Below are 22,712 nucleotides of genomic sequence, written 5' to 3'. Positions count from 1 at the left end.
GTGCTCGCGCGGGTGTGTGGCCGAATGTGACATGCGTTCGATCAGATCGAAGCAATGTGACATCCGGCCGGGAACGGGCGGTCAGGCGAACCGGTGTGTGGTCTGCCCGAACGGCCCCTTGGCGAAGACGAGCACCTTGCTCGGCTCGACGCGGAAGACCCAGCCCGGGTCGTCCACCGGCCCGACGGCGTCGCCGTGGACCTCGAACCGCCACTGCTGGCCGTACTTGACGTAGTACGCCTCGGCGACGTCGTGCAGCGCGTCGCCGCCGGTGACACGCCGGGCCCGCCCCTCGACCACGACGTCCGTGCCGGCGGCCCACGTCGCGACGCCCGTGGTGACAGCCACCGCATCGTTGTGCCGGAGGTTGTGGGTCTTCTGCTCGCCCGGGCCCGTGCAGAAGACGAATCCGCCCGCGTGCCACAGTCCGATCAGCGGCGTCACATGCGGTACGCCGTCGCGCCGGACCGTGCTGAGCCAGTACAGCTGCGCGGACTCGAGAAGCTCCTCCGTGTCGGTCCACGGCAGGGGCGGCTCCCCTTCGTCCCCGAAGCGGGCATCGACGGTGGTGGTGACAGGTGTGCTCACGACGACTCCTCTCCCGGCTCCGGCCGGAGCCCGTATCGATACGGACCGGTCGGACCGGGAGAACTCATCGCCCGCACGGGCCGAATGTCACACTGCGTCGATCAGATCGAAGGCGTGTCACATTCGGCCGCCCCGCCCCCGCGGATCACGAGAACGTGGCGGGATCGCCGCCGATGCGGCCGCCGTCGTCGTGCAGCCCGCGGATCCGGTCGAGGTCGTCCGCGGTCAGCTCGAAACCGAAGACGTCGAAGTTGCTCGCGATGCGCTCGGGCGTGACGGACTTCGGGATGACGATGGTGCCGAGCTGGATGTGCCAGCGCAGGATCACCTGCGCGACGGTGCGGCCGTGCGCCTGCGCGATCGACGTCAGCGTCGGGTCCTCGAGCACGGTGCCCTGGCCGAGGGGGCTCCAGGCCTCGGTGGCGATGCCCTTGCCGGTGTGATACGCCCGCAGCTCGGCCTGGTTGAACCGCGGATGCAGCTCGATCTGGTTGACGGCCGGGACCTCGCCGACGGCGTCGATCAGCCGGTCGAGATCCTCGATCCGGAAGTTGGAGACGCCGATCGAGCGGGCCCGGCCCTCCGCCTTGATCTTCTGGAAGGCGCGGAAGGTGTCGATGTAGCGGTCCTGGCCCGGCGCCGGCCAGTGGATCAGATACAGGTCGACGTAGTCGAGGCCGAGCCTGCCCAGGCTCGTGTCGAAGGCGCGCAGCGCCGGGTCGTAGCCCTGGTCGCTGTTCCACAGCTTGGTGGTGACGAACAGCTCGTCGCGGGGGACGCCCGAGTCGCGCAGCGCGCGGCCGGTGCCAACCTCGTTGCCGTAGAGGGCCGCGGTGTCGATGCTGCGGTAGCCCACCCGCAGCGCCTCGGTCACCGCGTCGTAGCCCTGCTCGTCCTCGACCTGCCACAGGCCGAAGCCGAGCTGCGGAATGGTGTTGCCGTCGTTGAGGGTGATCGTGGGAACGGTCATGATCGGCCCAACCCGTTCCGGCCGCCCGGTGTTCCCCGCATCCCACCATCCGGAAACCCCGCGACGCGCGTGGGGATAATCGAGAGGTGACTGCAACACTGCGCATCAGCGGCCTGTCCGCCTCCCGGGGCGAACGCACCCTGTTCACCGACCTGAGCCTGACCGTGGCGCCCGGCGACGTGATCGGCCTGGTCGGCGCCAACGGCGCAGGCAAGTCCACCCTGCTCACGACGCTCGCCGGGGTCGGCACCGCCGACGTCACCGGCACGGTCGTCCTCAGCCCGCCCGACGCCACCGTCGGGTATCTCGCCCAGGAACCCGAGCGCGTCCCGGGCGAGACGATCCTCGGCTTCCTCGGCCGACGGACCGGTGTCACCGACGCCGAACACACGATGAACGCCGCGGCCGAGGCGCTGGGGACCACCGACGTCGACGACTACACCCCCGCCCTGGAACGGTGGCTCGCGCTCGGCGGCGCGGATCTCGCCGAACGCGCCGAGAAGGTCGTCGCCGACCTGGGCCTCGAGGTCGGGCTGGACGCACCCATGACGGCGCTCTCCGGGGGACAGGCGGCGCGGGCCGGGCTGGCGGCCCTGCTGCTGTCGCGGTACGACGTGCTGCTGCTCGACGAACCCACGAACGACCTCGATCTGGCCGGGCTCGATCAGCTCGAGAGATTCGTCGCCGAGACCCGCACCGCACTGATGGTGATCAGCCACGACCGCGAGTTCCTGGCCCGCACGGTCACCGGGATCGTCGAACTGGATCTGACGCAGCAACAGATCGCGGTGTACGACGGCGGCTACGAGGCGTACCTCGTCGAGCGCGAGGTGGCTCGTCGGCACGCCCGCGAAACGTTCGAGGAGTACGCGGACACCAAGCAGGAGCTCGAGGATCGCGCCCGGATGCAGCGCAACTGGCTCGAGCACGGGGTCCGCAACGCCCGGCGCAAGTCCAAGGACAACGACAAGCTCGGCAAGAAGTTCCGCGCCGAGGCCACCGAGAAGCAGGCGGCGAAGGCGCGGCAGACGCAGCGCCGCATCGAGCGGCTCGACGTCGTCGAGGAGCCGCGCAAGGAGTGGGAGCTGCGCATGTCGATCGCGGCGGCGCCGCGCAGCGGTGCGGTGGTGGCCACCCTGAACGGCGCACGCGTCGACCGCGGCGACTTCGTGCTCGGCCCCGTCACCACGCAGGTGCAGTGGGGCGACCGGATCGTCGTCACCGGCCCGAACGGCGCCGGGAAGACGACGCTGCTGCGCCTGCTGCTGGGCCGGATCCGGCCCGACACCGGCACCGCGGCCCTCGGGTCGGGCGTGAAGATCGGCGAGATCGACCAGGCACGTGCGCTGTTCGAGGGCGACGAGCCGCTCGTGGACGCGTTCGCCGCGCAGGTGCCGGACTGGCCGGACGCGGAGGTGCGGACGCTGCTCGCCAAGTTCGGGCTCAGGGGCCACCACGTGCTGCGGTCCGCGTCGTCGCTGTCACCGGGCGAACGCACCCGGGCCGGGCTGGCCCTGCTGCAGGCCCGCGGGGTGAACCTGCTGGTGCTCGACGAACCGACGAACCACCTGGACCTGCCCGCGATCGAGCAGCTCGAGCAGGCCGTCGACAGCTTCGAGGGCACGCTGCTGCTGGTCACCCACGATCGCCGGATGCTCGCCAACACCCGCTCGACCCGCCGGTGGCACCTCGACGGGGGGCGGCTGACGGAGGAGCCGGCATGACGGCCGGCAGCGTCCGGGTGGACAGCTGGACCTGGGCGGTGCGCCTGTTCAAGACGCGGTCCGCGGCCGCGTCCGCGTGCCGCGGCGGGCACGTGCGGGTCAACGACGTCCCCGCGAAGCCGTCGCAGCCCGTGAAGGTCGGCGACGAGGTGCGGGTGCGCGTCGCCGGGGCGGAACGGATCGTGCGGGTGACGCAGCTGCTGGCCAAGCGGGTGGGGGCGCCCATCGCCGCCCAGGCGTACGAGGACCACAGTCCCCCTCCCCCACCCAAGGAGATCCTCGCCTCGATCCCCCGCCGCGACCGCGGCACGGGCCGGCCCACCAAGCGGGACCGGCGCGAGCTCGACCGGCTGCGCGGGCTGCTCGAGTAGGACTCCCGCGGGTCTTTCGGCGGCGCGCCGGGGTGCGGCTTGCGCGCGGACGCGTCGACACGGCTTGACCATATGTTGGGTTTTTACAATACTTCGTTGTATGAGTCCGGTACGTCGGGGGGAAACCCGGCCGATCCACAACCGCATCCGCGTCCTGCGCGCGGAACGCGGAATGAGCCGCGCACAGCTCGCGCAGCTCGTCGAGGTCAATCCCCAGACCGTCGGCGCCCTCGAACGCGGCGACCACTACCCGAGCCTCGACCTCGCCTTCCGCATCTGCGACGTCTTCGGCCTCCCGGTCGAGGCCGTGTTCTCCCGCACCGAGTTCGGGCCGCTGTCCACCGAGGTGTACCGAATCCGCACCGCAACCGAAGGACGTGACGAACAGTGACCGAGATGCCCGTGCACGACGCCACTCTCCTCGAACGGTACGAGGCCTTCCGCACCCGACGCTTCCTGAAGAACGAGGAGAAGTTCCGGAATCTGTTGCCCCGGTGGCGCACTCGTCGCCGCCGTCGAATCCTCGTCGTGGCCCTCGCCGCGACGTTCGTTCTCATGTTCACCGTGGGCGTGCTGTGCCACTTCTTCGAACGGGGACCCCTGCTGTGGCTACCCGCGTGCCTGCTCTTCTTCCCCCTGTGGATCTCGCTGCAGATCGTCTCCGGCCGACAGGGCGACGCCCCGCGCGCGGCCCTCGACGAACGAGAGATCCAGGAACGCAACAGCGCTCGATCGATCGCCCTGTCGGTCACACAGGTGCTCGTGATGATCCCCGTCGCCTACCTGATCTTCGGTAGTGTCCAGACGGACGGCGAGCACCCGCGCATGGCCTACGCCGGCGGACTCATGGCGCTGACCACCCTGCTGGTCGGCGGTTGCCTGCCCGCGATGATCCTCGCCTGGAACAGTCCCGATCCCGACGAAACCGACTGACACAGAGAACGACCCGAGGAATACGGAGGAAACGTGACGCTCACGATCAACGGTGTCTCGAAACGATACGGTGACGTCGTCGCGCTCGACGACGTCACCTTCGACGTGCGGCCCGGTGAGCTGTTCGGCTTCGTCGGCAGCAACGGCGCCGGGAAGACCACCACCATGCGGATCGTCCTCGGGGTGCTCGCCGCCGACTCCGGCGAGGTCCGGCTCGACGGCCGGCCCGTCGACCTCCAGGTGCGCCGCACCATCGGGTACATGCCGGAGGAACGGGGGCTGTACCCCAAGATGCAGGTCGGCACGCAGCTGTCGTATCTCGCTCGGCTGCACGGACTTTCCCGTTCCGAGGCCGATGCCGCCGTCGCGCGCTGGACGAGCCGGCTGGGCATCGCCGAGCGCGTGGACGACGCCGTCGACGCGCTCTCCCTCGGTAACCAGCAGCGGGTCCAGCTCGCGGCCGCCCTGGTGCACGACCCGAGGGTGCTGGTCCTCGACGAGCCGTTCTCGGGCCTGGACCCCGTCGCCGTCGACGTCATGAGCGACGTGCTGATGGAGAAGGCCGAAACCGGTGTTCCGGTGATCTTCTCGAGCCACCAACTCGACCTCGTGCAGCGGCTCTGCCACCGTGTCGGGATCATCTCCAAGGGAACGATGCGCGCCGTCGGCACCGTCGACGAACTGCGCGGCCACGGTGAGGCCCGGCTCGAGGTGTACGCCCCACAGGCCCCCGAGGGCTGGGCCGCCGGGCTGCCCGGCGTCACCACCGTCGCGCACGGCGGCGGGCGCACCGTCCTCGTCCTCGGCAACGGCGCCGACGACCAGCAGATCCTCCGGGCCGCGCTCGCCACCGGCCCGGTGCACGAGTTCTCCGTTCGTCGGCCGACATTGACCGACCTGTTCCGAGAGGTGGTCGCCGCGTGAGTGCCCCGTTGAGTCCCGCCCGCGCCGTCGCGCTGGTGGCCCGCCGTGAGTTCCTCACCCAGATCCGCAAGAAGAGCTTCCTGATCAGCAACGCGATCATCCTGCTCGCGATCGTCGGCGGCATCGTCGCCGTGTCGCTGTTCTCCGGCGACGACGAACCCGCCACCGTCGGCGTCGTCGGCGACCCGGCCCTCGGCGCCGCCGTCACCGCCGTCGGAGAAGCCACGGGCAGCCCGGTCGACGTCACGGAGATCCCGGACGCCGGCACCGGCCGCGACCGGGTATGCGACGGCGAGCTCGACGTCGCGCTGGTCCCGGGCCCGGCAGGTTCCGTCACCGCCGTCGCCGAATCGGAGATCGATCCGGCCCTGCGCGCGACGATCGACACGGCCGTCGCGCAGCAGGCGCAGGTCGAGGCCCTCACCGCGCGCGGCGTCGACCCGTCCGCGCTGGCGGCGGACATCGCCCGCGCCACCGTGACCGTCGAGGCCCTCGACCCGCCGGACCCGGAGCAGGCGCAGCGCACCACCCTGTCGATCGCAGCGGTCGTGCTGCTCTACATGCAGATCATGATGTTCGGGATGTACGTGGCGATGGGCGTGGTCGAGGAGAAGTCGTCGCGCGTGGTGGAGCTGCTGCTGTCGACGCTGCGCCCGCTGCAGTTGCTGTGGGGCAAGATTCTCGGCATCGGTGCGGTGGGCCTGCTGCAGCTCACCGCGTACGGGGTGGCCGGGGTGGGGGCCGGTCTCGCCACCGGCACACTCACCGTCACCGGCACGGCCCTGGGCACGCTCGCCGGCACACTGGGCTGGTTCGTCCTCGGCTTCGCGTTCTTCGCGGTCCTCTACGCCGCGGCCGGCTCGATGGTGTCGCGCCAGGAGGATGTGAACGCCACCGCGTCCCCGCTGATGGTGCTCATCGTCGCGATGTTCTTCGCGGCCTTCTCGTCCGTGGACGACCCCGAGTCGACGTGGAGCACCGTGCTGAGCTGGATCCCCCCGTTCTCGGCGATCCTGATGCCGCTGCGCATCGCCTCCGGCGTGGCGACCCCGCTGCAGATCGTCGGCACGATCGTACTGATGCTGCTCGTGACCGGCGCCCTGAGCGTGGTCGGGGCGCGGATCTACCGCCGGTCCATCCTGCGCATCGGCCGCGTCGTCACCTGGAAGGAGGCGATCGGCCGGTAGGCGCCGGTGCGTCCTTTGGGAGTCTGGAGGCGCCCAAAGGACGCACGGCTAGGGTCGTGCCATGGCCCTCAGGATCTCGGCGCAGGAGTTCATCGACAGCGTGCTCGACGCGGGCAGCTTTCACTCCTGGGACACCGCCCCCGTCGACGTGCACCCCGACGAGCAGTACCGCGCCGAGCTCGAGGCCGCGGCGGCGAAGTCCGGCGTCGACGAGTCCGTGATCACCGGCGTCGGAACCGTGCACGGCCGGCACGTCGCGGTGATCGCCTGCGAGTTCGCCTTTCTCGCCGGGTCGATCGGGGTGGCGGCGGCCGAGCGCATCGTCCTCGCCGTGGAACGCGCCACTCGGGAGAAACTGCCGCTGCTGGCCTCCCCCACCTCCGGCGGCACCCGGATGCAGGAGGGCACCCTCGCGTTCGTGCAGATGGTCAAGATCGCCGCGGCCGTCACCGCCCACAAGGCCGCGCACCTCGGCTATCTGGTGTACCTGCGCAACCCCACCACCGGCGGGGTGTTCGCGTCGTGGGGTTCGCTCGGGCACGTCACCGCCGCCGAACCCGGCGCCCTCGTCGGCTTTCTCGGCCCCCGCGTCTACCAGGCGCTTTACCACGAGGCCTTCCCGGAGGGCGTGCAGACCGCCGAGAACCTGTCCCAGAAGGGCGTGATCGACGGGGTGGTGCCGCTCGCCGGGGTCCGCCAGCTCGTGCACCGGATGCTCCGCGTGCTCACCGAGCCGACGGTCATCGATGCGTCCGCAGGTCCCGCGGTCACCTCCGCCGACGACGTGCCCGACGTGCCGGCGTGGCAGTCGGTGATGCTCTCCCGCCGGACGGAGCGTCCCGGCATCCGGCAGTTGCTGCGGCATGCCGCGGCCGCGCAGGTCCCGCTGTCCGGCACCGGGCAGGGCGAGTCCGACCGCACCGTGCTGGTCTCGCTCGCCCGGTTCCGCGGCGCGTCGTGCGTGCTGTTCGGTCAGGACCGCAGCGGGCAGTCCGCCGCGCGGACGATGGGTCCGGGCGCGCTGCGCGAGGCGCGGCGCGCGATGCGGCTGGCCGACGAACTCCGCCTTCCCCTCGTGCTGGTGATCGACACGCTCGGCGCCTCGCTGTCCAAGGAGGCCGAGGAACGCGGACTCGCGCCGGAGATCGCCCGCTGCCTGGCCGACCTGGTGACCCTGCCGACGCCCACGGTGTCGGTGCTCCTCGGGCAGGGCACCGGTGGGGGCGCGCTGGCGCTGCTGCCCGCCGACCGGGTGCTGTGCGCGCAGAACGGCTGGCTCGCCCCGCTGCCGCCCGAGGGCGCCAGCGCGATCGTGCACCGCGACACCACGCACGCCCCGCAGATGGCGGCGGCTCAGGGCATCCGCTCCCGCGACCTGCTGCGCGACGGTGTCGTCGACGGTGTGATCCCCGAGTTCCCCGATGCCGCGGAGGAGTCCACCGAATTCGCCAAGCGTGTCGGGGCCGCCGTCGCCCGCGAACTCGGCGTGCTCGTCGGCCAGGACCCGACGCTGCGATACCGGCGGCGGCTCGAGCGCTACCGGAAGCTGGGGCTGCCCCGGTAGCCGCGTGCCCGCTCACCGACGCCGAGGCGCCGCCCGGCGCACCGGCCGAACGGGCAGTGCCTCACCTCGCGGGCTCTCGAATAGGGTGGTCAGCGTCACAGGCTGTGGTCAGAGAGGATGCGAATCGATGAGCTCGTACGCGGAGGCCTTCCGGCAGAGCGTGGAGGACCCAGAGGGGTTCTGGCTCGAGGCGGCCCGCGCCGTGGACTGGGTGAACGCGCCGACGCGCGCCCTCGACGGCTCGCAGGCCCCGTCGTTCCGCTGGTTCCCCGACGGCACGCTCAACACCAGCTTCAACGCCCTCGACCGGCACGTGCAGGCCGGGCACGGCGACCGGCCCGCCCTGATCTGGGATTCGGCGATGGTCCCCGCCAAGTGCACCTACACCTACGCCGAGCTGCTGGGCGAGGTCGCGGCCTTCGCCGGGGTGCTGCGCGATCAGGGCGTCGTCGCCGGCGACCGCGTCGTGATCTACATGCCGATGATCCCGGAGGCCGCGATCGCGATGCTCGCGTGCGCCCGCATCGGCGCCGTGCACTCGGTGGTGTTCGGCGGTTTCGCCGCCAAGGAACTCGCCACCCGCATCGACGACGCCCGGCCGGTGCTGCTCGTCACCGCCTCCGGCGGCCTCGAGCCGGGCCGCACCGTCGAGTACCTGCCCATGGTCGAGCAGGCGCTGTCGTTGTCGCAGACCCCGCCGCACACGGTGATCGTCAAGAACCGGGAGATGATCCCGGGCACGGCCGCCGACTACAAGGCCTCCGTCGCCACGTGGTTCGACTGGGACGAGCTCACCGCCGACGCGGAGCCGGCCGGGCCGGTCACCGTCGCGGCCACCGACCCGCTGTACATCCTCTACACGTCCGGCACCACGGGGAAGCCGAAGGGTGTGGTGCGCGACAACGGCGGGCACGCGGTGGCGCTGACCTGGTCGATGCGCAACATCTACGACATCTCCGCCGGCGACGTGTGGTGGACCGCGTCCGACGTGGGCTGGGTCGTCGGCCACTCCTACATCGTCTACGGCCCGCTGCTGATCGGCGCGACCACCGTCATGTACGAGGGCAAGCCGGTGGGCACGCCGGATGCCGGCGCGTTCTGGCGCATCATCAACGAGAACAACGTCGTCGCGTTGTTCACCGCGCCCACCGCGATCCGCGCCGTCCGCAAGGCCGACCCCGAGGCGAAGGAGCTGGAGAACTACGACATCTCCTCCCTCCGTACGCTCTTCGCCGCGGGCGAGCGGCTCGACCCGGACACCTACGAGTGGGCGACGAAGGTGCTCGACCGGCCCGTCGTCGACCACTGGTGGCAGACCGAGACCGGCTGGGCGATCGCCGCGAACCTGCGCGGCCTGGACCCCATGCCGATCAAGGCGGGCTCGCCCACCGTGCCGGTACCGGGCTACCGCGTCGACATCGTCGATGCCGAGGGCAAGCCCGTCGAACCCGGCACCGAGGGCAACATCGTGATCGCTCTGCCGCTGCCCCCGGGCACCCTGACCGGGCTGTGGCAGGACGAGGACCGCTACCGGCGGTCGTACCTGGAGACCTTCCCGGGCTACTACCTCACCGGTGATTCCGGCTACGTCGACGAGGACGGCTACGTGTTCGTCCTCGGCCGGTCGGACGACGTCATCAACGTTGCCGGCCATCGGCTTTCGACCGGAAGCATGGAGGCCGTGGTGGCGTCGCACCCGGCCGTCGCCGAGTGCGCGGTCGTCGGCATCCGCGACGAGCTCAAGGGCCAGCGGCCGTCCGGCTACGTCGTGCTCAAGTCCGGCGTCGAGATCGACCCGGAGACGCTGCGGCAGGAACTCGTGGCGATGGTGCGCGAGCAGATCGGCGCGGTCGCCACGTTCCGTGACGTGACCGTGGTGCAGGCGCTGCCGAAGACCCGCTCCGGCAAGATCCTCCGCAAGACGATGCGGCAGATCGCCGACCACGAGCAGTACACCGTGCCGTCGACGATCGAGGACCCGTCGGTGCTCGAGGCACTCGAGCAGCAACTCCGCGGATAGCTCGCCGCTCGGAACGTCGAGAGGGAGGTTGTTGCGGCGCCTTTTCGGGCGATGCCGCAACAACCTCCCTCCCGACGCGGAGACCTCCCGCTCAGTGCTTGCGGCGGCGGCGCACCACCTTGCGCTTGCCGTTGCGCCTGCCACGACGGCGCGCCACCCGGCCCACGACGAGGGCCGCGACGATGCCTCCGACGACAGCCGCGACGATCTGGGGACGTTCCTGCGCTTTCACCTGGACTTCGTGCACCTTCTCCTGGGCGGCCGACTTCGCGCGGGCCGGGACGTCGACCTTGTGGGCGAGGGCCTCCACCGTCTCGGCGAGTTCGGCGCGTTGCTGCTCGACGCTGGGCACCGCGTCGGCGGCCTCGGTGTTGCGTGCGGGGTCGGGACCGGTCATCGCACATGCTCCTTCACGGTGTTCACGTCCTTGCGGATACTTACCGCCGTCTCGCTGGGTACCGGTGGGGCCGAGTTCTTGGCCCGCGACCTGCCGACGGCGGCCAGGGTGCCGCCGACAGCCAGGACGATCAACGAGACGATCAGCGCGGCCAGCCACGGGGAGAGCACGGTGGCGAGCCCCAGGATCGCGGTCGCGATGAGGGCGCCGACGCCGAGGTAGATCAGCATCAGCCCGGCACCGGCGATGCCGACGCCGACGCCCATCCGGGTGCCCTTGGCCTTCACCTCGTCGAGGGCGTGGGTGACCTCGGTGCGCACGAGGGTCGGCACCTGGGTGGTGAGCCGCTCGATCAGTTGCGCGGTGGACAGTTCGCTCGGGTCCGTGGCACTGTGCGTGCCGCCGGGGGACGCGGTCATCGTCGAGTCCTTTCGGGGTCGTGCGACGTCTCGGTCTGGTCTGTCGCCCTCCGCATCGGCGTCGGCACCCTCGCGGGCCGACGCGGTGTGCGCGAGGCGGAGTTCGCGGCCGCGGTCGATGTCCTCTTGCCGCTTCTCCTCGTTCTTCTCGATGTTGCGGGTGTCCCGCGGCGGCAGCTGCAGCGTTTCCTCTGCCTCGATGCCGGCCTGCAGCTGACGTCCACGCTCGAGCTCGGCGTCGAACTCCGCGCCGAACAACAGCGCGAGGTTGGTGATCCACAACCACAGGAGGAACACGATCGCGCCGGCGAGGGAGCCGTAGGTCTTGTTGTAGCTACCGAAGTTGGAGACGTAGAAGGCGAACGCGACGGACGCCACGATCCACGTGACGATCGCGATGGTCGCGCCCAGGCTGATCCAGCGGAACTTGGGCTGCGACACGTTCGGCGTCGCGTAGTACAGCACCGCGATGACCATGATCACGAGCAGCAGGATCACCGGCCACTTCGCGATGTTCCAGACCGTCACCGCAGTCTCGCCGAGGCCGATCACGTCGCCCACGGCCCTGGCGATGGGACCGCTGACGACGAGCATGAGCGCCGTCGCGCCCATCGCGATCAGCGCGAGCGCGGTGATGAGGAGCATCCAGGGCCGCAGCTTCCAGATCGGCCGACCCTCCTCGATCTCGTAGATGCGGTTCATGGCCCGGCCGAACGCGCCGACGTAGCCGGAGGCCGACCACAGGGCGCCGGCGATACCGAGGATCAGGGCCAGGCCCGCGGTCGGTGCCTGCACCAGCTGTTCGACGGGGCCGCGCAGGGTGTTCACCGCGTCGGTCGGCCCGAGGTCCTCGACCAGCTGCAGCACCGTGTCCACCGTCGTCCCACCCTGGCCGAACACGCCGAGGAGCGACACGACCACGAGGAGGGCGGGGAACAGCGACAGGACGGCGTAGTAGGTCAGGCCGGCGGCGAGGTCGGTGCACTCGTCGTCACTGAACTCACGAGCCGTCTTGCGCAGAACGAACTTCCACGACGGTTTCGTCAGATCGGTCGGCGAGTCGGGTTTGCGAGAATCCTCCGGTCGCGGGAAGTCCTCCGCCACGTCGGGGTCGCCGTGTTTGGCCGTCATGTTGCCGCGATTACCCGTACCCGATGGGGACCAAACGCCGCAACCGGCCGGAACGGGCTGCCGAGCGCGCCGACCGGGCGTAGGAATGGGGCATGACGACTGCACACGAGGGGTTCCATTCGATCGTCGGCCGTCTGGACCAACCGGTGTTCGTCGTCACCACCCGGGTCCTCGAGGAGCGCACCGGGTGCCTGGTGGGGTTCGCCACCCAGGCGAGCATCGACCCACCCCGGTTCCTGGTGGGGCTGTCCACCTCGAACCGCACCTTCCGGGTGGCCACCGCTGCCGAGCATCTCGTCGTCCACGTGCTGGGACGGGACCAGCTCCCCCTGGCGCGCCTGTTCGGCGGCGAGACGGGCGACGAGGTGGACAAGTTCTCGCGATGCGTGTGGCACGACGGCCCGCTCGGCCTGCCCGTCCTCGACGGTGTCCCGGCGTGGTTCAGCGGACGCGTCGTCGGCCGGGCCGCGCTGGGCGACCACGTCGGATTCCTGCTCGACCCGGACGGCGGGGAGTGCCACGGCGAACTGAACGACGTGATCCGGCACGGCGACGTCCGTGACCTCGACGCCGGGCACGCGCCCTGACGCCCCACGACGCCGCGGCGCGTGGTGTGATCGAGCGATGCGGCGCCTCGACGATCCGACCTGCCCGGCCCGTCCGCTCGACGACGACGAACTGCGGGCCCTCTACGCGTATCCGGCCGATCTGCGGTCGCCGTGGATCCGGGTCAACTTCGTCTCATCCCTCGACGGGGCCGTGGCCGTGGAGGGACGCTCGGGTGGGCTCGGCACGCCGTCGGACAAGAAGGTGTTCGGGCTGCTGCGGGGCCTGGCCGACGTGATCGTCGTGGGCGCGGGCACGGCACGCGGGGAGAACTACGGCGGCGCCCGCACCAGCGCGTCGCTGCGGGAGCGGCGCATCGAGGCGGGCCTGAGCGAGGTGCCGCCCGTCGCGGTCGTCACCGCCACATGCCACCTGGACCCCGGGTGCCGGTTGTTCACCGACACCACCGTCGCGCCGGTCGTCCTCACGTGCGAGACCGCGCCCGGGACCCGTCGTCGCTCTCTCGCCGCCGCCGGCGCGGACGTGCGGGTGATCGCCGAGCAGTCGATCGACGGGCACGCGGTGCGCGACGCGCTGGCCGCGGCGGGCTGGACCCGCGCGCTGTGCGAGGGCGGGCCGCGGCTGTTCGGTCAGCTGATCGCCGACGGCGTGGTCGACGACCTATGCCTCACGCTGGCGCCGCTGCTTGCCGCAGGTCCGGAGGGACGCATAGCCACCGCCCCACAGACGGCGGTGACGTCGATGCGGCCCGCCCACGTCCTCGCCGACGACGACGGCACCGTCCTCACCCGGTGGATACGCGGGGAGCGGTGACGGGACGAGGCCCCGCCAGGAACTTCTGCACCACGTCGAGATCGCCGTGGGCCCGCAGCGCCGGCGCGACGCGGTCCAGCAGGCGGGCGAGCATGTCCCGGGCCGGCATCCGGGTGCCGGTGTGCACGTCCACCGCCGGGCCGTCGAGACCGTACCGGGCGGCGCTCCACACCGCGGCCGCACCGAGGACCGGCTCGACCGGCCGCACCTCGACGCCGCGGCGCAGATCGTCGAGAGCGGCGCCGACCAGGCCCCGGCCCAGGGCCGCCTGCAGGACCGTGCCGTCGACCGTTGCGGCGGTGTCGGCCGCGCGGATCTCCACCGTCGGCACGTGGACCGACGGCCGGGCGAGCCAGAACGTCATCCGGGAGTCGATCAGCACCCCGGCGTCGACCAGGCGGGCGACGAGATCGGCGGCGTGCTGCGCCGAACGCAGGTACGGGGGCAGACCGAAGCCGGGAAACCGGCTCTGCTGCACGATGCGCCAGCTCGCGTAACCCGTGTCGCGGCCGCTGTGCCGCCGGGAGTTGGCGCCGAGCGCGACGAGCGTGGGCAGCCACGGGGTCAGATGGTTCACCACGGCGGCCGCGGTGTCGCGGTCGGCGACGCCGAGGTGCACGTGGCAGCCGCAGGCGTGGTAGTCGTCGACCAGCGCGCGGTACCGCTCGGCGATGGCGGCCCGCCGACCCGCCGTGACGAGGGTGCCGTGTCCGGCGGCGGACTCGGGGACTCCGACGGCGGCGACCCGCAGCCCGCATCGGCGGGCGGCGGCGTCGAGGGCGGAGCGGGACGAGGTCAGCTGGGTCCGCAGCTCCGCGAGGGTCCGGCACACCCCGCCCACGGCCTCGATCTGGGTCGGGTGCAGTTCGCCGACGAACGTCACCCCGGGCACTCCCGGAAGCCGGCCGTTCACCGCGTCGAACCCGGGCGCGGGGTGACCCGTCACAGGGTCGACGAGGAGGAACTCCTCCTCCACTCCCATGGTGAGGCCGTCGCCCGGAGCCGCGCCGGAGGTTTCGGGGTTCATGGTTGCGGGCTACCCATTGCCGCCGGCGGCGACACGCCGGCCGGTAGAGTCCGGACAGCATCCGGCGGAAGGAGTTCCCCATGCCCGACGACGTTCCCGAAGGCTCGGCACGGTCCAGCGCGACGGCCGAGCGGATCGGCGAACTCGCCGCCGACCGCGGCCTGACCGTCGCGTGCGCCGAGTCGCTCACCTCCGGCGCCCTGGCCGCCCGGCTGGGCGCCGCGCCGGGCAGCGCAGGGTGGTTCCGCGGCGGCATCGTCGCCTATTCCCGGGCCGTGAAGCACTCGCTGCTGCGGGTGCCGGAGGGCCCGGTGGTCTGCGAGGCGGCGGCGCGCGCCATGGCCGAGTCGACGGTCGAACTGCTCGGCGCCGACCTCGCGGTGGCGGTGACCGGGGCGGGCGGCCCGGACAGCCAGGACGGGCAGGAGCCGGGCACGGTGTGGTTCGCCGTGGCCGGCCGCGGGCCGACCCACGCCGAGGAGAAGTTCTTCCCGGGCGAGCCCGAGGAAGTGCTGGCCGAGACGGTCTTTCACGCGCTCACTCTGCTCGCGGATCGCGCGGCGAGCTGAGCGGGCCGGTGCCCGCCCGGCCGAGCAGCCGGGTGACGAGTTCGGTGACGAGTTCGTCGGGTGTGGCGTCGGCGCCGATCGAGGTGGTGAGCAGGTCCAGCAGCAGCCCGTCGATCGCGTAGTGCAGCAGCGCGACCTCGAGCGCGGTGGCGGGTAACTGTGCGGCGTCGTTGAATTCGACGTCGAGCCGGTAGTTGCGGGAGAGCGTCGCGCCGAGCACCTCGGCGAGTCCCGGGCTTCTGCGGGATTCGAGGCGCAGTTCCATCAGGGCGACGGTCAGGTCCGGCTGGGCGGTGGTGCGCTCGACGAGGTATCGCATGTAGTCGATGTAGAGGTCGACGCTCGGGGTCCGTCCGGCGAGCGCCTCGAGCCGGTCCGGGTCGGGGGCGAGCCGCTCGAAGATGCGCGTACCGAGGGCGCCGAGCAGTTCGTCCCGCGTCGGAAAGTAGTTCGCGCAGGTACCCAGGGGCACTCCTGCCTCCCGGTCGACGGCGCGGTGGGTCAGCTTGCGGGCGCCGTCCGCGCCGAGCACGCGCAGGCCGGCATCCGCGAGCTGTGCGCGACGCTCCGGATTTGCTGCCATGAAAAAACTCTAGCACCGACCACAACATCTGTTGTAGTTTGACCACCACAGGTGTTGTAGTCGACGATCCGAGGAGCCCTTCGTGCGAAAACTGACCTACTACGTCGCGACCACGCTCGACGGCTTCATCGCCGACCCGGCCGGCGGGTTCGACTTCTTCCCGGTCGAGGGCGACCACATGGGGTACCTCCTGCGGGAGTTTCCGGAGACGTTTCCGATCCACGCCCGCGGGCCCCTCGGAATCGAGGGACCACCGAAGCACTTCGACGCCGTCGTGATGGGACGGCACACGTGGGAGCCCGCCCGCGACGCCGGGCTGACGAGCGCGTACCCGCACCTGCGGCAGTACGTGTTCACCACGACGATTCCCCAGGCGCCGGACGAGACGGTCACGCTCGTCGCCACCGATCCGCTCGAGTACGTCCGCGACCTCAAACGCCAGGAGGGACTGGGAATCTGGCTGTGCGGCGGGGGTTCGCTCGCCGGGGCGCTGCTGCCCGAGATCGACGAACTGGTGCTGAAGGTGAACCCGATCGTCGTCGGCGACGGAATCCCGTTGTTCCGCCGCCGGTTCGAGCCGCACCGCTTCACCCGGCTCGAGACGAAGACCTTCGACAGCGGCGTCACGGTGTGCCGCTTCGCGGCCGGTGTGTCCTTTGGGCGGTCCTGACCAGGCGGATTCATGCGGTCGTCGCAACGAGCATCTCCTCGAGGCGCTCGGCTGGAGTATGCCAGTCGAGCGTCTTGCGGGGGCGTTCGTTCATCTCGTCGGCAACGAACTCCAGGTCCTCGACGGTGTGGACGGACAGGTCGGTGCCCTTGGGGAAATACTGCCGGAGCAGACCGTTGGTGTTCTCGTTGGACCCGCGCTGCCACGGTGAGCGCGGGTCGCAGAAGTAGATCTGGACGCCGGTGTCCACGGTGAACTGGGCGTGTCGCTTCATCTCGGCGCCCTGGTCCCAGGTGATGGACCGGGCCAGGGTATCGGGCAGTTCCCGGATCTTGGCCGCCAGCGCGGTATTGACCTGCTCGGCCGAGTACCCGTCGGACAGGTGCAGCAACATCACGAACCGGGTGGTGCGTTCGACGAGGGTACCGATCGGCGACCGATTGCCCGCGCCCATGATGTAGGGGTCGGACCGGGGCGCGGTGCCGGGATTGCTCCCGGTCCGTTTCCCCGGCCCGCCCTCCGCACCGGACGTGCGACTCTCATCGCATCCGGCGCTCCATGGACTGCCACTGTCAGGCGGGAACCGACGTTCCCGTGCTGGTCCATGGTGTGGGGATGTTGCTCGCCCGCCACCGATACCGAGTGATCGGGACGGTGGTGGTGTCGACCATGACGATCCCGCTCTCCTGCGGGCGGTTACCTGGCCTGCCGGTCAGGAAACGCCGGTAGAGATCCGCCCACGTGATCCGTTTGTGCCGTTTGAGCAGCCACCGGGTGACCCGGTGCCAGGCGAAGGCATCGAGATAACCGAAGGTTGTTTTCGACACACCGTGACGGAAATACGCACACCATCCTCGGAGCACCGGATTCAGGCGCCCGAGGAGATCAGCCAAGCCGTGATGACGTGCCTTCTTCGTCAGCGCCCGCACCTTTGCCATGATCGAAAGCAGCGCTTTCTTCGACGGATAGGTGTAGACACTCTTCTTGTTCGTGCCCTTCCTGCGGCGCCGCTGGATGCGGAACCCGAGGAAGTCGAACCCCTCGTCCAGGTGGCATACCCGGGTCTTCTCGGCGGACAGCCGCAGCCCCAGCGGGGCCATCACGTCCGCCACTTCGTCCCAGAGTGCATCCGCATGCGCTTTGGTTCCGACCACCATGATCGAAGAAATCGTCCGCGTAACGCACGATCCGGTAGGTGGCTCCGCCGCGTTTGCGGTGCACCTCGCGCCGATAGGCACTCCCGTGGGAGTCCCATTTCGCACAGAAATGTGCGTCCAACACCGTCAGAGCGATGTTGGCGAGCAACGGTGAGAGTACGCCTCCAACGCAATGGGCATCTTCTGCTTCGATGTCACGCTGAGCTATCGGCGGGTGGAGCGTCCGCGGCGTGTCACGAAGGACGTCTGACATGTTCAGTAGTACGTTTATGTCATGCCTGATGGTCGCGTTCGCGCTGACGCTGCGGTGTACGCCCAGCGGATCAACGCGGCCGCGGAGCTGCTGGAGACGGGAGTACCGGTGGCCGAAGCCGCGGCCATCCTGGCGGACCGGTTCGACTGCTCGGCGCGGCAGGCGCGGCGGTACGCCGACCGCGCCGCTGAAGGCGGCCGGGCCGTCGTTCCGGAAGAGACGACGGTATTCACCGTCAAATTGCCTGCGGCACTGGCAGTTCGGGTGCGTGAACATGCCAAGGAGTCGGGGAGCACGATCTCCGCCCTGGTCGCGCGCGCATTGGCCGAATTCTTGGCGCGGAGCCGCAGAACGGCCCGGCGCAGGTGAACGACCGGGTGGTCGAGACGCAGTTCGTCTTCGACCGCCACGCGGCCACGGACGTGTCGGTGGCCTACGCCATTCTGGTGCCACAGCGACGAGCCCGCATCGAACGGGCCGGTCAGGAAGGACGACCGCCCCATGACGAGCGCGGTGATCTATGCACGGGTGTCCTCGGCCCGACAGAAGAAGGACGAGACGATTCGCTCGCAAACCGCAGCGCTGCGCGCACACGCCGAGCAACTGGGACTTGAGGTCCCCGACGAATGGATCTTCGAGGACGAAGGGCACTCCGGGGCGACCCTGATCCGCCCGGCCCTGGAACGGCTGCGGGACCTCGTCGCCGGGGTCGGGGTGGACGTGGTGCTGTGCTACTCCCCGGACCGGCTGGCCCGCAAGTTCGCCTACCAGGCCCTGCTGATCGAGGAGTTCACCCGCGCCGGAACCCGGGTGCAGTTCGTCCAGGGTCCGAGCGGCGACTCGCCGGAGGACCAACTGCTGGTGCAGTTCCAGGGCATGTTCGCCGAGTACGAGAAGGCGCAGATCCTCGAACGCTACCGACGCGGCAAGACCCACCGCGCCAAGATCGGGTCGATCAACGTGCTCTCCGGCGCCCCGTTCGGCTACCGCTATGTCCGCAAGAACGACCACGCCGGTGCCGCCTACGAGGTCGTCGAGCACGAAGCGGTGCTGGTGAGCGAGCTGTTCCGCCGCTACGCCGACGAGGGGGTGTCCATCGCCGAGCTGGCCCGGTGGCTCACCGAGCAGCAGGTGCCCACCCGCACCGGCAAGCAGCGCTGGGACCGCTCGGTGATTTGGGGCATGCTCCGCAATTCCGCCTATGCCGGCCGCGCGGTGTTCGGCAAGACCATGGTCGTGCACGAATCCCCCGCGCTGAACCGGGTCGCCCGGCTGCAGGGGCGATCCACGCCGCGGGCGTCCAAGACCGTCGACCGGCCCCGCGAGGAATGGACCGAGATCGCCGTGCCGGCGATCGTGACCGCCGAGACCTTCGAGCGGGTCGCCCTGCGCCTGGCCGACAACAAACGATTCGCCTCCCGGGGCAGCAAAAACCCCTCGCTGCTGCAGGGGCTGGCCGCGTGTTCGAACTGCGGATACGGCTACTACCGCACCTCGACGCGCACCACCAACAGGAAGATCTACTACTACCGGTGCCTGGGCTCGGACCACTACCGCCATGCGGGCGGACGGGTCTGCACCAACAAACCGGTCCGTGCCGACTACCTCGACACCGTGGTCTGGGACCACGTCACCGCCATGCTCGCCGACCCCCATCTGATCCGCACCGAGATCGACAAGCGACTCGCGACCGCGAAATCATCCGACCCCACGATCACGCAACGGAAACGGCTGGAAACGGCGCTGACCAAGGCCGGGTCCGGGATCGCCGCGATGATCGAGGCGTTCGGTGAGCAACTGATCACCATCGATGAACTGCGTGCCCGCATGCCCGACCTGCGTGCCCGAGAAGTCAACCTACGCAACCAAATCCATGCACTCGATAGCCAGCTCGCCGACCGTGACGCCTACCTCGCGCTCGCCGCCGACCTCGAAGGCTTCCTCACCCAACTCCACGGCAAAGCCGAGGTCTCCACCGTCGAAGAACGCCAACGCGTCCTGCGGCTGTTGGTCAAAGACGTCCTCGTCGGAGCCGACAAGATCACCATCCGCCACCGTATCCCCATCCGAGAACGCACCAGCAGCGACACCGACGACACCGACACGGAGGGCGAACATTGCCCACTGCGTTGGAGGCGTAAGTATGCCGCCCTGGGGCGTGCCGGCCTCGGAACACCTGACCGTTCCGTCGCCGGACATGATGCCCGCCTTCAGAAACGCATTGATCAGAGCCAGAACACGCTTGTCGACGATCCGCGTACGGACCTGTTCCATGATCGCGGAATGGTCCGGTTCGTCGAAACACGCCGCGATGTCCGCCTCGAAGACCCAGTGATGATTCCGGGTCCCGAGAGCATGAATCTCGGCGATCGCGTCCTGAGCACGACGCCTCGGGCGGAAACCGTAGCTGACCGGCTTGAAATCAGCCTCGAAGATCGGCTCCAACACCAGCACCAGCGACGCTTGCACCGTGCGGTCCATCACCGTGGGGCTCCCGAGTCGCCTGAGCTTGCTGCTCCCCGGCTTGGGAATCACTCTTTCCCGCACCGGCAAAGGAGCGAACGTCCGAGACTTCAGCTGGTCTCGGACCTGGCTCAGGAATGTCACCGTCTCGGCGTCACCTGTGATGGACGCAGGGGCCAGCCGGTCGACTCCGGCTGAGCGTGCGCCCTTGTTGCCCCGCACCCGCTCCCACGCGACGGTGAGAAAATCTTCGGTGGTGGACGAGGTTGAACACATCACCGAAGAGGCGGTCGGGATCATCGACCGCCCAGTGGTGCAGCTTGCGTTGCATCTGTCGTACCCGCCATGCCGCCCGATCGGGATCGGGCCATGACAGCTCACCGGTATTCACCAGCGCCTCCGTTCGTGTCGTGCTTGCTACATCAATTCCGCTGGGGCCCTTCGCGGTGTGCGAGGCTTTCCCTCGCCCGGACTACTACGGCCCCTCCGCCCCACCGCGTGGCCATCGACAGACGACGTGTCAACCCGAACCAGCCGACCTCTGGCTGAGGCCGACGGGCGGGAGCCTCGCGGTGGTTCCCACGTTCACTGCTGACCGCTCGAGGAGTGAGGTGCCCAGCTATGCCCCTGCGACATCGCCACGGTTACGCCGCAGGCCTTCACCGTGGCCTCCGGAGCCGACGACCTAAACCGACCCCGAAGTTCCCAACACCGAAACGCCAGTGGTGCTGGTGCGCGTCGCAGACCAGCCCGAATCCACCGGGTTAGAGCTGGCGGGAGACTTGAGAGGCGTTAGAACACTGGTTCCTCGCGTACACCTTCTCCTCATGCTTGCCGGACCCAGACCATCCGGTAGTGCTGGCCTGTCCCGTCGTTGTCGGGGCTGCTTGCCGCCCTCACCGGCGTCTCCCGGATCAGGCTGCCCCCAGCTTCGCTATGCTGCTGCGACAGCACAACGGCGCAGGTCTTTCACCTCCGCTCGGTTACACAGCGCCTCGTGGCGCACCAGATCGCCTTCCCAGTGCCCGGGCACGGCGCGATCGTCGGCCTCGGCGGGACGCTGCGAGATGTGCACCATCTCGGGGATCCGGCCGCGCCGCTCGTCGGGCCGGCGCCTGCTCGCGCGCAACGTCCGTTTCGTTCGAAGATGTTGTGTCAGTTCCCGTTTGAGTGCGCCGCGGGACTGAATGTAGAGCGAGAGGTAGATCGTTTCGTGCGACACTCGCATCTCCGCATCGTCGGGGAACTCGCGGATCAGGCAGTGGGAGATCTGCTCCGGCGAGTGGTTCTTCTCGAGCCGCTGCTGCACGAATCCGCGCAGCAGGTCGCAGACGGCCAGCTTCGCCGTTTTCGGGCGCGTGGCGCGCTGCCGGGCGGCCCGGTGTGCGGTCGAGGCGATGTAGTAGCCGCGCTTGTTCGTCCCGCGGGTGATCTCCCGGCTGATCGTGGACGCGGACCGGCCCAGTGCCCGGGCGATCTCGTATTGCTTCCTGCCGGCCTGGAGCAGCTCGGAGATCACCTCGGCTCCTCGAGCGTCAGATACCGCCCCGACGGGGGTGGCGTCCGGCGGGGACGAACCCCACCGGACGCCACGATCCACCGCTGCGCCGTCGAGGACGACACGGCCGCGGCGCACGCTGCCTCCGTCGTCGAGGCACCCTCGCTACGGCATTGCCAGAACCTCCGCCGTGCGTGCTCCGGGGCCGGGGGTCGACCGATCCACACCATCTGCAACACCCTCCATCATCAGGGATATTGCAACGACTGGTTGAACCCGCCCCACCAAGACGCATCTGGCGTGCGAGCAGGGCCGCAAACCCTTGTCGATCGTGGTCACCGCCGGTCAGTGCGGCGACAGCCCGCAGTTCACCGTCGTCCTCGACGGGATCAGCGTGCCCCGTCCCGGTCGCGGTCGGCCCCGGACCAGCCCGGAGCGGGTGCTGGCCGACAAGGCCTACAGCAGCGCTGCGAACCGCGCCTACCTGCGCAAACGCGGAATCCGCGCCACCATCCCGATCAAGGCCGACCAGGCTGTTCACCGGAAGAGGAAGGGCTCGTCCGGCGGCCGCCCACCGGCGTTCGACGCCGAGCACTACAAGCAGCGTCACGCCGTCGGGTGCGGCATCAACCTGCTCAAGCAAAACCGGGCGGTGGCAACCAGATACGACAAACTCGCAGTCCGCTACACGGCCACCATCCGGATCGCTGCCATCAATCAGTGGCTCCGAGCGGTCAACTTTTGAAACACGGCCTAGTAGGACTTTGTTAGGTTGGGAAGGTGTGGTGGCAGGTCGGGCAGGTACCGATCCAATAGGCCAGTGCGCGTTGGAGTTCGCGCACGATTCCGTAGAGGGTCAGCCCTGCCCAACCGCTTTTGGGTCG

The 22,712-nt window shown here is 69.8% G+C and carries 21 protein-coding genes and 4 pseudogenes; 15 read left to right on the top strand and 10 right to left on the bottom strand.

Translation table 11 applies throughout. The features are described 5' to 3' along the window. Window positions 1-81: 81 nt before the first annotated feature. On the bottom strand, window positions 82-588 hold the full coding sequence (locus ACWPOB_RS21120; protein ID WP_455402000.1) for a pyridoxamine 5'-phosphate oxidase family protein: 507 nt from the start codon (window positions 586-588) through the stop codon (window positions 82-84). A gap of 145 nt (window positions 589-733) precedes the next feature. Next, window positions 734-1,558 (bottom strand): aldo/keto reductase, encoded by an 825-nt coding sequence (locus ACWPOB_RS21115; protein WP_455401999.1) that lies wholly within the window; start codon window positions 1,556-1,558, stop codon window positions 734-736. A gap of 86 nt (window positions 1,559-1,644) precedes the next feature. On the opposite strand from ACWPOB_RS21115, the gene ACWPOB_RS21110 reads away from it, so the two are divergent. The 8 genes from ACWPOB_RS21110 (at window position 1,645) to ACWPOB_RS21075 (ending at window position 10,281) form a co-directional block, all read left to right on the top strand. Next, the gene (locus tag ACWPOB_RS21110; RefSeq protein ID WP_455401998.1) at window positions 1,645-3,282 is read left to right on the top strand and encodes an ABC-F family ATP-binding cassette domain-containing protein; all 1,638 of its coding nucleotides are present in this window, start codon (window positions 1,645-1,647) and stop codon (window positions 3,280-3,282) included. Beyond that, the gene (locus ACWPOB_RS21105; protein WP_100056915.1) at window positions 3,279-3,653 is read left to right on the top strand and encodes an RNA-binding S4 domain-containing protein; all 375 of its coding nucleotides are present in this window, start codon (window positions 3,279-3,281) and stop codon (window positions 3,651-3,653) included. Before ACWPOB_RS21110 ends, ACWPOB_RS21105 begins: the two co-directional genes overlap by 4 nt. A 100-nt stretch (window positions 3,654-3,753) precedes the next feature. Beyond that, window positions 3,754-4,044, top strand: a complete 291-nt coding sequence (locus ACWPOB_RS21100; RefSeq protein ID WP_100056914.1) for a helix-turn-helix transcriptional regulator — start codon at window positions 3,754-3,756, stop codon at window positions 4,042-4,044. Beyond that, on the top strand, window positions 4,041-4,586 hold the full coding sequence (locus ACWPOB_RS21095) for a hypothetical protein (RefSeq protein ID WP_100056913.1): 546 nt from the start codon (window positions 4,041-4,043) through the stop codon (window positions 4,584-4,586). The genes ACWPOB_RS21100 and ACWPOB_RS21095 overlap by 4 nt, the downstream gene beginning before the upstream one ends. A 33-nt stretch (window positions 4,587-4,619) precedes the next feature. Further along, complete coding sequence (locus ACWPOB_RS21090) at window positions 4,620-5,510, top strand: ABC transporter ATP-binding protein (RefSeq protein ID WP_455401997.1); 891 nt, start codon at window positions 4,620-4,622, stop codon at window positions 5,508-5,510. Continuing rightward, on the top strand, window positions 5,507-6,697 hold the full coding sequence (locus ACWPOB_RS21085; protein WP_455401996.1) for an ABC transporter permease: 1,191 nt from the start codon (window positions 5,507-5,509) through the stop codon (window positions 6,695-6,697). The genes ACWPOB_RS21090 and ACWPOB_RS21085 overlap by 4 nt, the downstream gene beginning before the upstream one ends. 61 nt (window positions 6,698-6,758) lie before the next feature. After that, a complete protein-coding gene (locus ACWPOB_RS21080) occupies window positions 6,759-8,261 on the top strand; it encodes a carboxyl transferase domain-containing protein (protein ID WP_455401995.1) in 1,503 nt (500 codons plus the stop codon). 127 nt (window positions 8,262-8,388) lie between these two features. Beyond that, the gene (locus ACWPOB_RS21075; RefSeq protein ID WP_455401994.1) at window positions 8,389-10,281 is read left to right on the top strand and encodes a propionyl-CoA synthetase; all 1,893 of its coding nucleotides are present in this window, start codon (window positions 8,389-8,391) and stop codon (window positions 10,279-10,281) included. Between the two features lie 91 nt (window positions 10,282-10,372). Here ACWPOB_RS21075 and ACWPOB_RS21070 read toward each other — a convergent pair whose 3' ends face one another. Both ACWPOB_RS21070 and ACWPOB_RS21065 read right to left on the bottom strand, forming a co-directional pair. After that, entirely contained in the window at window positions 10,373-10,678 is a 306-nt protein-coding gene (locus ACWPOB_RS21070; protein WP_100058038.1) for a DUF3618 domain-containing protein, read from the bottom strand. Next, entirely contained in the window at window positions 10,675-12,228 is a 1,554-nt protein-coding gene (locus ACWPOB_RS21065) for a YhjD/YihY/BrkB family envelope integrity protein (protein WP_455401993.1), read from the bottom strand. The genes ACWPOB_RS21070 and ACWPOB_RS21065 overlap by 4 nt, the downstream gene beginning before the upstream one ends. Window positions 12,229-12,320: 92 nt before the next feature. On the opposite strand from ACWPOB_RS21065, the gene ACWPOB_RS21060 reads away from it, so the two are divergent. After that, entirely contained in the window at window positions 12,321-12,815 is a 495-nt protein-coding gene (locus ACWPOB_RS21060) for a flavin reductase family protein (RefSeq protein WP_455401992.1), read from the top strand. A 37-nt stretch (window positions 12,816-12,852) separates the two neighbouring features. After that, complete coding sequence (locus ACWPOB_RS21055; RefSeq protein ID WP_455401991.1) at window positions 12,853-13,608, top strand: pyrimidine reductase family protein; 756 nt, start codon at window positions 12,853-12,855, stop codon at window positions 13,606-13,608. Here the strand turns inward: ACWPOB_RS21055 and ACWPOB_RS21050 are convergent. After that, window positions 13,580-14,635, bottom strand: coding sequence for a carboxylate-amine ligase (locus ACWPOB_RS21050; protein ID WP_455401990.1), 1,056 nt, complete (start codon window positions 14,633-14,635; stop codon window positions 13,580-13,582). The two genes, ACWPOB_RS21055 and ACWPOB_RS21050, sit on opposite strands and share 29 nt — an antisense overlap. An 80-nt stretch (window positions 14,636-14,715) precedes the next feature. Between ACWPOB_RS21050 and ACWPOB_RS21045 the strand changes: the two genes are divergently transcribed. Then, window positions 14,716-15,204: a CinA family protein gene (locus ACWPOB_RS21045; RefSeq protein WP_455401989.1), complete on the top strand. Its 489-nt coding sequence runs from the start codon at window positions 14,716-14,718 to the stop codon at window positions 15,202-15,204. On the opposite strand, the gene ACWPOB_RS21040 is transcribed toward ACWPOB_RS21045, so the two are convergent. Next, window positions 15,173-15,787, bottom strand: coding sequence for a TetR/AcrR family transcriptional regulator (locus ACWPOB_RS21040; protein WP_100056529.1), 615 nt, complete (start codon window positions 15,785-15,787; stop codon window positions 15,173-15,175). The genes ACWPOB_RS21045 and ACWPOB_RS21040 overlap by 32 nt on opposite strands. Before the next feature lie 82 nt (window positions 15,788-15,869). Here ACWPOB_RS21040 and ACWPOB_RS21035 point away from each other — a divergent pair, with 82 nt between their 5' ends. After that, entirely contained in the window at window positions 15,870-16,457 is a 588-nt protein-coding gene (locus tag ACWPOB_RS21035; RefSeq protein ID WP_455401988.1) for a dihydrofolate reductase family protein, read from the top strand. 10 nt (window positions 16,458-16,467) lie between these two features. Here the strand turns inward: ACWPOB_RS21035 and ACWPOB_RS21030 are convergent. Both ACWPOB_RS21030 and ACWPOB_RS21025 read right to left on the bottom strand, forming a co-directional pair. Continuing rightward, a pseudogene (locus tag ACWPOB_RS21030) lies at window positions 16,468-16,914 on the bottom strand (IS30 family transposase); the annotation flags it as partial. 115 nt (window positions 16,915-17,029) lie between these two features. Then, window positions 17,030-17,614, bottom strand: coding sequence for a group II intron maturase-specific domain-containing protein (locus tag ACWPOB_RS21025; protein WP_455401987.1), 585 nt, complete (start codon window positions 17,612-17,614; stop codon window positions 17,030-17,032). A 274-nt stretch (window positions 17,615-17,888) separates the two neighbouring features. Between ACWPOB_RS21025 and ACWPOB_RS21020 the strand changes: the two genes are divergently transcribed. Together ACWPOB_RS21020 and ACWPOB_RS21015 are read left to right on the top strand one after the other, a co-directional pair. Continuing rightward, window positions 17,889-18,236 carry a ribbon-helix-helix protein, CopG family gene (locus tag ACWPOB_RS21020; protein ID WP_455401986.1) on the top strand — a complete coding sequence of 116 codons (348 nt, stop codon included), beginning with the start codon at window positions 17,889-17,891 and terminating at the stop codon, window positions 18,234-18,236. A gap of 132 nt (window positions 18,237-18,368) precedes the next feature. After that, a pseudogene (locus ACWPOB_RS21015) lies at window positions 18,369-19,487 on the top strand (recombinase family protein); the annotation flags it as partial. Between the two features lie 237 nt (window positions 19,488-19,724). Here ACWPOB_RS21015 and ACWPOB_RS21010 read toward each other — a convergent pair. Continuing rightward, window positions 19,725-20,528 (bottom strand): annotated as a pseudogene (locus tag ACWPOB_RS21010) (reverse transcriptase domain-containing protein); the annotation flags it as partial. A gap of 805 nt (window positions 20,529-21,333) precedes the next feature. Further along, a pseudogene (locus tag ACWPOB_RS21005) lies at window positions 21,334-21,849 on the bottom strand (IS30 family transposase); the annotation flags it as partial. Window positions 21,850-22,123: 274 nt separating this feature from the next. Here ACWPOB_RS21005 and ACWPOB_RS21000 point away from each other — a divergent pair. Then, window positions 22,124-22,573, top strand: coding sequence for a transposase (locus ACWPOB_RS21000; protein ID WP_455402044.1), 450 nt, complete (start codon window positions 22,124-22,126; stop codon window positions 22,571-22,573). Window positions 22,574-22,712 lie beyond the last annotated feature (139 nt).

This window comes from Rhodococcus sp. 2H158 (assembly GCF_053764755.1).
This window is presented reverse-complemented; position numbering and strand designations above follow the sequence as displayed.